The organism is Caballeronia sp. GAFFF1, from assembly GCF_023630705.1.
Taxonomy (GTDB): Bacteria; Pseudomonadota; Gammaproteobacteria; order Burkholderiales; family Burkholderiaceae; genus Caballeronia.
Genome location: NZ_JALQEM010000018.1, coordinates 122,182 through 134,592 on the forward strand (window position 1 = coordinate 122,182; position 12,411 = coordinate 134,592).

At 64.2% G+C, this 12,411-nt stretch carries 11 protein-coding genes and 1 tRNA gene; 5 read left to right on the forward strand and 7 right to left on the reverse strand.

The window, feature by feature from the left end:
• Positions 1 to 36: 36 nt before the first annotated feature.
• Complete coding sequence (alaS, locus tag NCR37_RS08900) at positions 37 to 2,661, reverse strand: alanine--tRNA ligase (RefSeq protein ID WP_250472672.1); 2,625 nt, start codon at positions 2,659 to 2,661, stop codon at positions 37 to 39.
• A gap of 271 nt (positions 2,662 to 2,932) precedes the next feature.
• Here alaS and NCR37_RS08905 point away from each other — a divergent pair, with 271 nt between their 5' ends.
• Positions 2,933 to 4,153, forward strand: coding sequence for a CaiB/BaiF CoA transferase family protein (locus tag NCR37_RS08905; RefSeq protein ID WP_250472673.1), 1,221 nt, complete (start codon positions 2,933 to 2,935; stop codon positions 4,151 to 4,153).
• A 7-nt stretch (positions 4,154 to 4,160) separates the two neighbouring features.
• Here NCR37_RS08905 and NCR37_RS08910 read toward each other — a convergent pair whose 3' ends face one another.
• Positions 4,161 to 4,373: an ornithine carbamoyltransferase gene (locus NCR37_RS08910; protein ID WP_250472674.1), complete on the reverse strand. Its 213-nt coding sequence runs from the start codon at positions 4,371 to 4,373 to the stop codon at positions 4,161 to 4,163.
• Between the two features lie 316 nt (positions 4,374 to 4,689).
• Here NCR37_RS08910 and NCR37_RS08915 point away from each other — a divergent pair, with 316 nt between their 5' ends.
• The gene (locus tag NCR37_RS08915) at positions 4,690 to 6,399 is read left to right on the forward strand and encodes a glutamine--tRNA ligase/YqeY domain fusion protein (protein ID WP_250472675.1); all 1,710 of its coding nucleotides are present in this window, start codon (positions 4,690 to 4,692) and stop codon (positions 6,397 to 6,399) included.
• Between the two features lie 76 nt (positions 6,400 to 6,475).
• Complete coding sequence (locus NCR37_RS08920; RefSeq protein ID WP_502800506.1) at positions 6,476 to 7,393, forward strand: transporter substrate-binding domain-containing protein; 918 nt, start codon at positions 6,476 to 6,478, stop codon at positions 7,391 to 7,393.
• A 15-nt stretch (positions 7,394 to 7,408) separates the two neighbouring features.
• Here the strand turns inward: NCR37_RS08920 and NCR37_RS08925 are convergent, their stop codons facing one another.
• The 5 genes from NCR37_RS08925 to NCR37_RS08945 all read right to left on the reverse strand — a co-directional run bounded on the left by NCR37_RS08925 (position 7,409) and on the right by NCR37_RS08945 (position 10,159).
• Positions 7,409 to 7,870, reverse strand: a complete 462-nt coding sequence (locus tag NCR37_RS08925; protein WP_250472676.1) for an NUDIX hydrolase — start codon at positions 7,868 to 7,870, stop codon at positions 7,409 to 7,411.
• 22 nt (positions 7,871 to 7,892) lie between these two features.
• Positions 7,893 to 8,291, reverse strand: coding sequence for an RT0821/Lpp0805 family surface protein (locus NCR37_RS08930; RefSeq protein WP_250472677.1), 399 nt, complete (start codon positions 8,289 to 8,291; stop codon positions 7,893 to 7,895).
• Positions 8,292 to 8,446: 155 nt separating this feature from the next.
• Complete coding sequence (locus NCR37_RS08935) at positions 8,447 to 8,902, reverse strand: response regulator (RefSeq protein WP_250472678.1); 456 nt, start codon at positions 8,900 to 8,902, stop codon at positions 8,447 to 8,449.
• Positions 8,903 to 9,172: 270 nt separating this feature from the next.
• A tRNA-Arg gene (locus tag NCR37_RS08940) sits at positions 9,173 to 9,249 on the reverse strand.
• A gap of 79 nt (positions 9,250 to 9,328) precedes the next feature.
• Positions 9,329 to 10,159, reverse strand: a complete 831-nt coding sequence (locus NCR37_RS08945; protein WP_250472679.1) for an undecaprenyl-diphosphate phosphatase — start codon at positions 10,157 to 10,159, stop codon at positions 9,329 to 9,331.
• 509 nt (positions 10,160 to 10,668) lie between these two features.
• On the opposite strand from NCR37_RS08945, the gene NCR37_RS08950 reads away from it, so the two are divergent.
• Together NCR37_RS08950 and NCR37_RS08955 are read left to right on the forward strand one after the other, a co-directional pair.
• A complete protein-coding gene (locus tag NCR37_RS08950) occupies positions 10,669 to 11,574 on the forward strand; it encodes an aldose epimerase family protein (RefSeq protein WP_250472680.1) in 906 nt (301 codons plus the stop codon).
• Between the two features lie 123 nt (positions 11,575 to 11,697).
• Positions 11,698 to 12,396: a peptidoglycan DD-metalloendopeptidase family protein gene (locus NCR37_RS08955; protein ID WP_250472681.1), complete on the forward strand. Its 699-nt coding sequence runs from the start codon at positions 11,698 to 11,700 to the stop codon at positions 12,394 to 12,396.
• The last annotated feature ends 15 nt before the right edge of the window (positions 12,397 to 12,411 follow it).

The window sequence follows — 12,411 nt, forward strand, 5'->3', positions numbered from 1 at the left end:
CGGACCGCTTCGGACCGCTTTGCGTGAAGCGCGCGTTTAGAGCTGTTGCTGCACCCAGCCCGTGACGCCCGCGAGCGCGGCCGGGAGCTTGGCCGGCTCCGTGCCACCCGCCTGCGCCATGTCGGGACGTCCGCCGCCCTTGCCGCCCACTTGCTGCGCGACGAAGTTGACGAGCTCGCCTGCCTTCACTTTCTTCGATGCATCCGGCGTCACGCCCGCGATCAGGCTCACCTTGCCGCCGTCGACCGATGCGAGCACGATCGCCGCGCTCTTCAGCTTGTCCTTCAGCTTGTCGACGGTTTCGCGCAGCGTCTTCACGTCCGCGCCTTCGAGTTCGGCGGCGAGCACCTGAACGCCGGAGACGTCCACCGCCTGCGAGACGAGTTCATCGCCCTGGCTCGACGCGAGCTTAGACTTCAGCGCGGCCAGTTCCTTTTCGAGCGACTTCACGTGCTCCTGAACCTGTCCGATGCGCTGCGTCAGTTCCGAGGGCTGCGCCTTCAACACGCTCGCCGCCGCGTTGATGCGCGCGTCGAGATCCTGCACATAACGCACTGCGTTGTCGCCGGTGATGGCCTCGACGCGGCGAATGCCCGCTGCCACGCCGCCTTCCATCACGATCTTGAAGAAGCCGATGTCGCCCGTGCGCTGCACGTGCGTGCCGCCGCAGAGCTCGCGCGAGAAGCCGAGATCGAGCACGCGCACCGTGTCGCCGTATTTCTCGCCGAAGAGGGCCATTGCGCCGCCCTTCACCGCTTCGTCGTACGGCATGACGCGCACGACGCCCGGCGCGTTCGCCAGAATCTCCGCGTTCACGATCTCTTCGACGCGGCGGATCTGCTCGTCCGTCATCGGCGCGTTATGCGCGAAGTCAAAGCGCGTCTTGTCGGCATCGACGAGCGAGCCTTTCTGCTGCACGTGGCCGCCGAGCACTTCGCGCAGCGCCTTGTGCATCAGGTGCGTGGCCGAGTGATTGCGAGCGGTGCGCGCGCGGCGGACGACGTCGATCTGCGCCTTTACCACGTCGCCGACCTTGAGTGTGCCCTGCGCGACCGTGCCGTGATGACCGACGACATCGGCCTGCACTTTCAGCGTGTCGGCCACTTCGAAGCGCGTCGACGCGTTGACGAGCACGCCCTGGTCGCCGACCTGACCGCCCGATTCCGCGTAGAACGGCGTGTGGTCCAGCACGACGACCGCCTGTTGTCCCGCTTCAGCCTGCTGAACCGACGCGCCTTCCACATACAGCGCGACGATCTTCGCGTCGTCGAAAATCTCCTTGTCGTAGCCGTGGAACGTGGTCTTCGCGCCCGAGTATTCGAGGCCCTGCGCGAGCTTGAACTTGCCGGCCGCGCGCGCCTGATCGCGCTGGCGGGCCATGGCGTCGTCGAAAGCCGGTTCGTCGACCGTCACGCCGCGCTCGCGGCACACGTCCGCCGTCAGGTCCAGCGGGAAACCGTAGGTGTCGTGCAGCTTGAACGCGAGTTCGCCGTCCAGTTGCTTGACGCCCTTCTTGTCCAGCTCGGCGAGCTCGCCTTCGAGAATCGACATGCCATGCTCGATGGTCTCGAAGAAACGCTCTTCTTCCTGACGCAGCACGTCGGTCACGCGCTGCTGCGCGTCTTTAAGTTCCGGATACGCCGCGCCCATTTCCGCGACGAGATCGGCCACGAGCTTGTGGAAGAACGCGCTCTTCTTGCCGAGCTTGTAGCCATGGCGGATCGCGCGGCGCACGATACGGCGCAGCACGTAACCGCGGCCTTCGTTGCCGGGAATCACGCCGTCGACGATCAGGAACGAGCACGCGCGGATGTGGTCCGCGATCACCTTCAGCGAGTTGTTTTCCAGATCGGCCGTGTTCGTTTCGCGGCCGGCGGCCTTGATGAGCGTCTGGAACAGGTCGATTTCGTAGTTGCTATGCACGTGCTGAAGCACGGCGGCAAGACGTTCGAGCCCCATGCCGGTATCCACGCATTGCTTGGGCAGCGGTGTCATGTTGCCCTGCGCGTCGCGGTTGAACTGCATGAACACGAGATTCCAGATCTCGATGAAGCGGTCGCCGTCTTCTTCAGGGGACCCCGGCGGGCCGCCCCAGATTTCCGGGCCGTGGTCGTAGAACACTTCGGAGCACGGACCGCACGGGCCGGTATCGGCCATCTGCCAGAAGTTGTCCGATGCGTAGCGCGCGCCCTTGTTGTCGCCGATGCGGATGATGCGCTCCGTCGGCACGCCGATTTCCTTCGCCCAGATGTCGTAGGCTTCGTCGTCTTCCTGATAGACGGTGACGGTGAGCTTGTCCGCAGGCAGCATGTAGACCTTCGTCAGCAGCTCCCAGCAATAGTGGATGGCGTCGCGCTTGAAGTAGTCGCCGAACGAGAAGTTGCCGAGCATCTCGAAGAACGTGTGATGCCGCGCGGTATAGCCGACGTTTTCCAGATCGTTATGCTTGCCGCCCGCGCGCACGCTGCGCTGCGCGGTGGTCGCGCGCGTGTACGGCCGCGATTCGGCGCCCAGGAACACGTCCTTGAACTGGACCATGCCCGAGTTCGTGAAAAGCAGCGTCGGGTCGTTGCCGGGCACGAGGCTCGACGAGCGGACGATCGTGTGGCCCTTCGATTCGAAGAACTTCAGGAATTTCTCGCGTATTTCGGCGGCTTTCATGGCGTACGGGGCGCGTCTGCGTTCTCTGATGCGGTTTTTGGTATTGCCCGGCACGGCCTTGCGACAAGGACTTTCGGCCAGGCAGAGGTAATCTTTGATTATACGGGATTCGCCGCGCGGCCCCGCCCGATAACGGCCTGAAGGAAACGTCCTCAAAAGTCGTTACGCGCGGTTCGCGTCCGCCCTGCTTTCGCGTCGGCGCGGTTTCGTGCGACAGTCGCGTGAAAGGCAGCCGATCCACCGAACCACATTCAAGCGAGCGATATATCGAATGGGAGCACTGAGCCATATCCGCGTACTGGATCTCACCCGCGTGCTGGCGGGACCGTGGTGCGCGCAGACCCTGGCCGATCTCGGCGCGGACGTCATCAAGATCGAGCGGCCCGACACCGGCGACGACACGCGCCACTGGGGCCCGCCGTATCTGAAAACGCCGGACGGCGAGGACACGCGCGAGGCGGCCTACTATCTGGCGGCGAACCGCAACAAGCGCTCGGTGACGGTGGATATCGCGACGGAAGAAGGCCAGCGCATCGTGCGCGAACTCGCGGCGCAAAGCGATGTGGTGCTGGAGAACTACAAGGTCGGCCAGTTGAAGAAGTACGGGCTCGACTATGAATCGCTGAAGCAGGTGAAGCCGGACATCGTCTATTGCTCGGTGACGGGCTTCGGGCAGACCGGTCCGTATGCGCAGCGCGCGGGCTACGACTTCATCATTCAGGGCATCGGCGGCTTCATGAGCATCACCGGCGAGCGCGACGGCCAGCCGGGCGGCGGCCCGCAGAAGGCCGGCGTCGCGATTGCGGACCTGATGACCGGCATGTACGCGACCGTCGGCGTGCTGGCGGCCCTGAGTCATCGCGACCGGACCGGTGAAGGCCAGTACATCGACATGGCGCTGCTCGACGTGCAGGTTGCAATGCTCGCCAACATGAACACGAACTTCCTCGCGAGCGGCAAGCCGCCGGTGCGCTGGGGCAACGCGCACCCGAACATCGTGCCGTATCAGACCTTCCAGACGAGCGATGGCTGGATCATCGTCGCGGTCGGCAACGACGGACAGTTCCGCAAGTTCGTCGAAGCGGGCGGACGCGCCGAGCTGGCCGACGATCCGCGCTTCGCGACGAACCCGTCACGCGTGCGCAATCGTGATCTGCTCGTGCCGATTCTCGCGGACATGGTGCGCGAGCGCGGCAAGCATGCATGGCTCGCGGCGCTCGAAGCGGCGGGCGTGCCGTGCGGACCGATCAACGATCTCGCGGAAGTGTTCGACGACCCGCAGGTGGTCGCGCGCCGGATGCAGATCGACTTGCCGCATCCGGAAGGCGGCGCGGTGAAGCTCGTCGCGAGCCCGATCAAGATGAGCGCGACGCCGCCCGAAGCGCGCACGCATCCGCCGATGCTCGGCGAGCATACGGCGAGCGTGCTCGCCGACGTGCTCGGTTACGACGACGAGAAAATCGCGCGACTACGGGCGTCGAAGGCGATCTGAGCCGAGATCAGCGCACGCCCGCGCCGATCAGACCGCCCGCCGCCGCGCCCGCGACCGTGCCGAGCGGGCCGCCCGTGAGCACATAGCCGAGCGCGCCGCCGGCAGCGGCGCCGACGCCGGCGTGCGCCTGCTGGCGCGACATCCCCGAGCACGCGGCGAGGCTCGAAACGAGCGCGGCGGCCGCGGCGAGCTTGATGGTCGTGATAGCGATCTTCTTCATGGCTGGGTTCCTTCTTTTGCTTGTGTTGTCGTTGTGATGTCTTGTTGTGTCCTTCGCCGGGCCGTCACCCGACGTGGCGAGCCGATCATAAAATCCGCCCGATGCGGCTCACAAGGCGATTTACGTCCCGTTACCGTCGTTACCAAACGTCTCGCGCATGACCCGCCGGCGGCGAGGCGCAACCCGCCTGCCCGCGCCGGTTGCGTAAGGTAGAATCGACCCGATATCCAGTCATGATTCGAACCCGTTTCCGAGCCGCGCGGAACGGTTGCCGAACCGATCACACGCGAGCGCATCCGTTGGCACTCTTTTTCGCATGAACACCGATCGCAACGACGCCCCGGCGCCATCCAATTTCATCCGCAACATCATCGAAGACGACAACCGCTCCGGCAAATGGGCGCAGCGGGTCGAGACGCGTTTTCCGCCCGAGCCGAACGGCTACCTGCACATCGGCCATGCGAAGAGCATCTGCGTGAACTTCGGGCTGGCCGCGGACTACGGCGGCGTGTGCCATCTGCGTTTCGACGACACCAATCCCGAGAAGGAAAGCGTCGAGTACGTGGAGTCCATCATCGACGCCGTGAAGTGGCTCGGCTACGACTGGAACAAGGGCGGCCGCGAGCACAAGTACTTCGCGAGCGACTATTACGACAAGCTGTACGAGTTCGCGGAAATGCTGATCGCGAAGGGTCAGGCGTACGTCGACAGCCAGAGCGCCGAAGAGATGCGCGCGACGCGCGGCTCGGCCACCGAAGCGGGCATCAACTCGCCGTATCGCGACCGCACGCCCGAGGAGAACCTCGACCTCTTCCGCCGCATGAAGGCGGGCGAGTTCAAGGAAGGCGAGCACGTCCTGCGCGCGAAGATCGACATGGCCTCGCCCAACTTCAACATGCGCGATCCGGTCATCTACCGCATCCGGTTCGCGCATCACTACCGTACCGGCGACACGTGGTGCATCTACCCGATGTACGACTACGCGCATTGCGTGTCGGATGCGCTGGAAAACATCACGCATTCGCTGTGTACGCTGGAATTCGAGGATCATCGTCCGCTGTACGACTGGTTTCTCGCGCAGCTGGCGAACGACGGCGTCTTCGAGCGTCCGCTGCCGCAGCAAATCGAGTTCTCGCGCCTGAACCTCACGTATGCGATCACGAGCAAGCGCAAGCTGCTGCAACTGGTGCAAGAGAATCACGTCGAGGGCTGGGACGATCCGCGCATGCCGACCATCGTCGGCGTGCGGCGTCGCGGCTTCACGCCGGAAAGCATCCGCCTGATGGTCGAGCGCGTCGGCGTGACGAAGGTGGATTCGTGGATCGACATGAGCGTGCTCGAAGGCGCGCTGCGCGACGATCTCGACGAGAAAGCGCCGCGCGCCATCGCCGTGCTCGATCCGCTGAAGCTCGTCATCGACAACTATCCGGAAGGCCAGACCGACGAGTGCAGCGCGCCGGTGCATCCGCATCATCCGGACCGTGGCACGCGCACGTTTCCGTTTTCGCGCGAACTGTGGATCGAGCGCGAAGACTTTCAGGAAACGCCGCCGAAGGGCTACTTCCGGCTGTTCCCGGGCAACAAGGTTCGGCTGAAGTACGGCTTCGTCGTGGAATGCACGGGCGCGGACAAGGACGAGAACGGCAACGTGACCGCCGTCCATTGCAACTACTTCCCCGACAGCAAGTCGGGCACCGAAGGCGCGAACGCGTACAAGGTCAAGGGCACGATCCATTGGGTCAGCGCGGCCACGGCCTACCCCGCCGAAGTGCGCATCTACGACCGTCTGTTCAAGGAGCCGCAGCCGGGCGCGGGCGGCGCGGAGTTTCTGGACGCGCTGAATCCCGACTCGAAGCGCGTCGTGAATGCGTATCTGGAGCCGAGCGCCCGCGAAGCCATGCCGGAAGACCGCTTCCAGTTCGAGCGGCACGGCTACTTCGTCGCAGATCGCGTCGATTCGCAGCCGGGCAAGCCGGTGTTCAACCGGATCGTCAGCTTGCGCGACAGTTGGGGCAAGCCGGCGTGATCGCGCGAAGGCTCACGCTCCGAGCGAGGACACCATGAAAGAGCCGCAATCGCCCGCAGTTCGCATGGTCTGCGCGATGGCGGCGGCGCTTGCCCTCGCCTGCCCGGTCGCCCGCGCGGCCGCGGCGTCGGATATCGCTTCCGCGCAGGCCGCCGTCGATCAGATGCCGCCGTCGGCGACGCTGCGCAAGATCGCGGAGAACGGCGCTATCGTGCTGGGCGCGCGCGAGTCGTCGGTGCCGTTCTCGTACATGGTGCGGCAGCAGCCGACGGGCTATTCGTATGCCATCGCGCTCAAGGTCGTCGACGAAGTCAAGCGGCGGCTCAACATGCCGAATCTCGCGATCAAGAACGTGGTCGTCACGTCCGCGAACCGCATCTCCTACGTGGTCAACAACCAGATCGATCTGGAATGCGGCTCGACGGCGCATATCGCGGAGCGCGATCCGCTCGTCGCGTTTTCCAACAGCATCTTTCAGTACGGCATCCACATGGCGGTGAAGCGCAAGTCGGGCATTCGCGACTACGCGGATCTCGCCGGCAAGACCGTCGCGACGACGGCGGGCACGTCGGATGAGCGCATCCTTCGGCAGATGACGATGGAGCGCAAGCTGAACATGCGCATCATCAGCGCGCGCGACCATGCGGAAGCGTTCGGAGCACTGAAGAACGATCGCGCGGTTGCGTTCGTCATGGACGATCCGTTGCTCTACGGACAGATCGCCGAGCAAGGGGCGGCGCGCAGCGACTATATGGTGACGGGCGAATCGCTCGCGACGGAGACTTACGGCTGCATGATGCGCAGAGGCGATCCGGTGTTCAAGCGCATGGTCGACGACGTGATCGCGAACATGCAGCGCAGCGGCGAAGCCGCGAAACTCTACGAAGCGTGGTTCATGCAGCCGATCCCGCCCGACGGCATCAACCTGCGATTCCCGATGTCGCCGGAGATGAAGGCGCTCTTCGCGCATCCGAACGACCGGCGCGTCGACTAAGGCGCAAGTGAGCGTTCAGTCGAGCGTTTCGTGCAGTTCGGCGAGCGAGAGCGTCGTTTCAAAAAGTCGCGCGAGACTGCGGCTCGCGAAGCGGTCGACTTCCGCGGGACTGACCCAGCGGTAGGCATCCATCTCCGGAATCATGGTGCCGTCGCTATAGCGTGGGAAGTACGACTCGCACACGCACTTGGCCAGGTCCACTTCGTCGTCCGCGACGCGCACCGCGAAAAGGTGCAGGTCCTTGTCGCGTCGATAGACGAAGCGGCCAAGATCCTTCAGATGCGCAAGGCGCTCGGCCGATAGCACGATGCCCGTCTCTTCGACGAGCTCGCGCAACGCCGCGTCGCGCGGGCTCTCGTTCGGATCGGCCTGTCCCTTGGGCACGTCCCAATGCGCGGTTTCCGTCGCATGGCAGAGCAGGACGTCGCCCTGTGCGTTCAGAATGACGACACCGCAAGATACGGTGCGGCCGGTCATCGCGCGTTCGCTCCGCTCATGCTCATTGTTTTTTCAGCTTCCATTTGCCGTCGGCTTGCTTGCAGGCGGTGGGGGCCCATGTCTGCGTCTGCCCTTTCGCATTGGCGACCAGAGTAATCTTGCGGCACTTGAGCCCGTCCGAATCGAACGTGTTCTGCGGCGTCACGGTGCCGTTGATCGGCACCGTGTTGCCGGTGCCTTCGTTGTTCCAGTCGAGCGATTCGCCGTCATTCTTGGTATCGAGCGCGGTTTGCGCAGCCTTGTTGAGCGCCTGAAGATCGCGCTGCTTCATGTACGTGATCGGCGTGTTATTCAGAAAGCCCAGGTTGGCCGCGAAAGCGCCCGCGCTGGCGACGGCGAACGCGACGGCCACGGTCGTGCGGATGCAGGCGCGAGCGGGTGCTCGATGATGGATCGGCATGAAGATTCTCCTCGTTGCGAAGTCGTGCGGCGCCGGGCGCGTCGACCTTCTCGACCGCCAGCCGGCGTGCAGCGAGAATAGCATGAGGCGGCACTCGGATTTCTGACCGATCTCGGCTCGCTTTCAGGCTCGCGTCTCGTGACACAAGTTGTCCGTTAGCGCACGAGGTGGCAGGCGAAGTACTCGTCGAGGATATCGGTCATCTGCCACACTGGACACGGGCGGCGACAATGACCGTCGTAGCCCGCTTCTTTCAGCACGGCGAGCGGTTCTTCAGGCAGAAAGCCGCTCATCGCGACGACGAGACGCGTCGCGTCGTCCGGATGCGCCCGGAGTTCGCGGACGAGCGCGTAGTGAGCGCATCCGCCGATGCGCGTATCGATGAACAGCACGTGCGGATGCCATTCGCTGACGCCTTGCCGGAGCGAGGACACATCGGCGACGAATCGCGCGGGGAAGCCCTTGAGATCGAACAGCTTGACGAGCGATTCGCCGAGCGCGCGCTCAGTCGACGCGACGAGCACGCGCCGCGCTTCACGTTCGACGCGCAGTTGCCTGCGGTTCCATAGCGCGCATTGCGCCGTACTCGATTCGTAGGCTCGTTTGTTCATGCGCCCTCTTTCGCGGATTCATTCGGTGCATCGCGCGCCGCGATGATGCAGGCGCGCACCGCAAGCGAGCGGCGCTCGGAGTGTTCGGAGGCGTTAGTGGCGAGGCGCCGCGCGCGTCGGGACTATGGGCAGGAAGCGGGCCAGTTTGATGGGGGAATGATCTGAGCTTTATACGTTCAGTAGGATATCTAATGAATAGGCGCAAGAACATGAACCGGGAGAGCCGAAACGACGAAGGGCCACGCAAAGCGTGGCCCTTCGATATTCCATTGGCCCGCCCTACACGATTCGAACGTGTGACCTACGGCTTAGAAGGCCGTTGCTCTATCCAACTGAGCTAAGGGCGGGTGACGGCTGCACGCGGAAGTCGCGCAGCCGGGAGAGCCGGGATTTTACCTCATCCGCCCTACCGCGCGGTCGCAGGCATCAAACCGGCTGCGCGTGCATCATGAACCAGCCCAGGAAGAAGATGCCCGCGATCACGCAATACACGCCGAACGACGCGAGCTTGCCGTGGCCTTCGAAATAGCGCATCAGGAACCGAACGCTCAGGTAAGCGGCGATGCCCGTCAGCACGCCGCCGAGCACGGCGTCGAACAGTTGGCCCGGCGCGTGGAAGAGCTTCGGCAACTCGAGGACGCCCGCCGCGAAGATGATCGGCGTGCCGAGCAGGAACGAGAATTCCGCTGCCGCTTCAGCCGTCAGACCTGCGCCGACGCCTGCAATCATCGTCAGGCCGCTACGCGAGAAGCCGGGAATCAGCGCGCCGATCTGCGCCAGCCCGACGAGAAACGCCTGTTTGAACGTGAGCTTCTCCGGTGCGCGCGCGGCGCGGCTCTTCTGCAGGCGATCGCCGAGCCACAGCAACACGCCGTTGACGATCAGCGCCGCGGCGACGATTCGCAGGTCATGAAAAATCGCCTCCAGCCGCTTCTCGAGCAATAGGCCGACGATGCCCGTCGGAATCGTGCCGATGATGAGCGCCCACATCATGTGCGCGTCATCGTTGCGGCGTCCGCCGAAGGAGGCGAACCAGCCGCCGATAAGCGCAATCCAGCGCTTGCGGAAATACCAGAGCAGCGCGAGCGCCGTGCCGAGATGCAGCGCGACGAGAAACGGCAGCAACTGCGGCGCGTGCTTGTCGATATGCATGCCGATCAAACCGGGAACCAGCAGTGTATGGCCGAGGCTGCTCACCGGAAAGAGCTCGGTTACGCCTTGAAGCACGCTGAGAAATACGAGAAACCAGAGAGTCACGCGTCGGTCCTTGTCGTGGAGAAATGAAGGACGCGCCGCGAAATCGCTCGCCGCGCCGTATGGCGCGAGCAAGGAGAGGAGGGAAAAAAATTGGTGCGGCGCGCAAGCCGGGACCGATTATGCCTAGGGGAAAACCCAGCGCCAAGCGGCTTGCGCACACAAATGGACACCGACAGGAGAACGTCGGCGAATCAGAATAAAACGGAAAGCAGAGTCCAATAAAACCGAAAGAAACGCGAGACCGTTTGTTTGGGTTTCATCCCTTGAGTTTATAGAGAAAGACCGCCGTGCTCGCGCCGAAGAGGCTGAACATCGCGACGCCCATTGCCATCGCCAGATCCATGTCGACTCCTGTCCGTCTGGTTCCTCACATTAGGTATATATAACAACACATCGCGATTGCGCCGGGCAGTCGCAGTTTCCCGCAAAGGGTTTATGCCTAGAACAATCCAAGGCAGAATCGACGAATCCTTGAACCAGTCGGCCATTGAACGGAGTGCGTTGCCATCATGTCATCCGAGAAAGACGTCATCGAAATCGAGCGCGACGGCGCGGTCATCCAGCTTGCGCCGCATGCGGGCGGCCGGCTCATGACCTGGCGCGTCGGCGGCGAGCCGGTCATCCACTGGCCGGATCCGCTCGATGAAACCGCCTGGTCGAATGCCGCGAAGATTCGCGGCGGCAATCCGTTGCTGTTCCCGTTTCTCGGGCGGCATTTCGTCGATGCGGAAATCGGCAAATGGCGCGATCCGGACGGCGCCGTGCATGCGCTGCCGACGCACGGCTTCGCACGCAATCTGCCCTTCTCTTCCACGCGCGATGCCGACGGCCACGGCGTGCGCATGACGCTCGTGGACAGCGACGCGACGCGCGAGGGCTACCCGTTCGCATTCCGCTTCGAGGCGGCCTATCGTCTCATCGATGGCGCGACGCTGGAGGTCGAGCTCACGACATCGAATCCGGGCGAAGTCGCGCTGCCTTACTACGCGGGGCACCACTTCTACTTTCATCTGCCGCACGATCAGCGCGCGCACAGCAGCGTCCAGTTGCCGCGCACGGAGCGGCGGCGTCAGTTGCCCGACGGTTCCATCACCGACGCCGGAACCGGCGCGCCGCGCTATTCGCTGGCGGATGCGAGTATCGTCGATTGCTTTCACTGCCTGACGGGACCTTCCGACGAACCCGTGCGGCTCGTCTTGCCGAACCGCACCGTGAGCTTCGAACTGCAACAGCCGGATTCGGTGCCGTGGTACGCCGTCACGACGTGGACCGAATCGGATACGTCGGACTTCTATTGCGTCGAGCCGTGGATCGGCCTGCCCGACGCCATCCACAACGGCCACGGCCTGCGCTGGCTCGCGCCGGGCAAGACCGAGACGGCGTCGCTTCGGCTCGTCGTCACGTCAGCGCCCTGAACAGCAGCAGCACGGGGCGCCGGCTCGCAGGCGCCTTTCTGTGCGCAGAAATGCGGGACGGTAAAATCCTGCCTTCCGATCCGCCGCCGCCCGACGCGCGGCGGCGCTTTACGAGGTCAGGTTTTGCAGAAAAGAATTGGACAGGTCGTCCGCGCATCGGTCGTCGCATCCTTGGTCGCGGTGCTCGCCGCGTGTGGCTCCGCCCCGGTCGCGCCGGGCTACTATCGCGTGCAGCGCGGCGACACGCTCTCGAAGATCGCGCGGGAAAACCGCACGTCGACGAGGAACATCGCGCGCTGGAACGCGCTCACGAATCCGGACGCCATCGAAGTCGGCCAGGTGCTGCGCGTCGAGCCGCCTGCGGGCAGCGGGAGCGCGTCCGGGGCGACGTCGGCCGGCGCAGCCACCACCGCAAAGAGCGAAGCAAAGGCCGATGCACCGGCGAAGCCGGGACCGGGCGTCTCACTGGTATGGCCGGCGCAAGGCAGCGTGATTCGCGGCTTCGACGGCAAGAATTCGAAAGGCATCGACATCGCGAACTCGGCGGGCACGCCGGTCGTGGCGGCGGCGACAGGCAGCGTCGTCTACGCCGGCAACGGCCTGCGCGGCTACGGCAACATGCTGATCGTCAAGCATAACGACGACTATCTGACCGCCTACGCCCACAATCGCACGCTGCTGGTGAAAGAAGGCCAGACGGTGCAGCAGGGACAGCAGATCGCCGAAATGGGCGACACGGACAGCGATCGCACGATGCTGCACTTCGAGGTGCGCTACATGGGCCGCTCGACGGACCCGTCGCGTTATTTGCCGCCGCGCTAAAGAAGCGCGCGGCCG

What these genes read in the sequence shown, in the direction of transcription:
- alaS (WP_250472672.1), bottom strand. Translation starts at nt 2,661, where the DNA reads ATGAAAGCCGCCGAAATACGCGAGAAATTCCTGAAGTTCTTCGAATCG.
- NCR37_RS08905 (WP_250472673.1), top strand. Translation starts at nt 2,933, where the DNA reads ATGGGAGCACTGAGCCATATCCGCGTACTGGATCTCACCCGCGTGCTG.
- NCR37_RS08910 (WP_250472674.1), bottom strand. Translation starts at nt 4,373, where the DNA reads ATGAAGAAGATCGCTATCACGACCATCAAGCTCGCCGCGGCCGCCGCG.
- NCR37_RS08915 (WP_250472675.1), top strand. Translation starts at nt 4,690, where the DNA reads ATGAACACCGATCGCAACGACGCCCCGGCGCCATCCAATTTCATCCGC.
- NCR37_RS08920 (WP_502800506.1), top strand. Translation starts at nt 6,476, where the DNA reads ATGGCGGCGGCGCTTGCCCTCGCCTGCCCGGTCGCCCGCGCGGCCGCG.
- NCR37_RS08925 (WP_250472676.1), bottom strand. Translation starts at nt 7,870, where the DNA reads ATGACCGGCCGCACCGTATCTTGCGGTGTCGTCATTCTGAACGCACAG.
- NCR37_RS08930 (WP_250472677.1), bottom strand. Translation starts at nt 8,291, where the DNA reads ATGCCGATCCATCATCGAGCACCCGCTCGCGCCTGCATCCGCACGACC.
- NCR37_RS08935 (WP_250472678.1), bottom strand. Translation starts at nt 8,902, where the DNA reads ATGAACAAACGAGCCTACGAATCGAGTACGGCGCAATGCGCGCTATGG.
- NCR37_RS08950 (WP_250472680.1), top strand. Translation starts at nt 10,669, where the DNA reads ATGTCATCCGAGAAAGACGTCATCGAAATCGAGCGCGACGGCGCGGTC.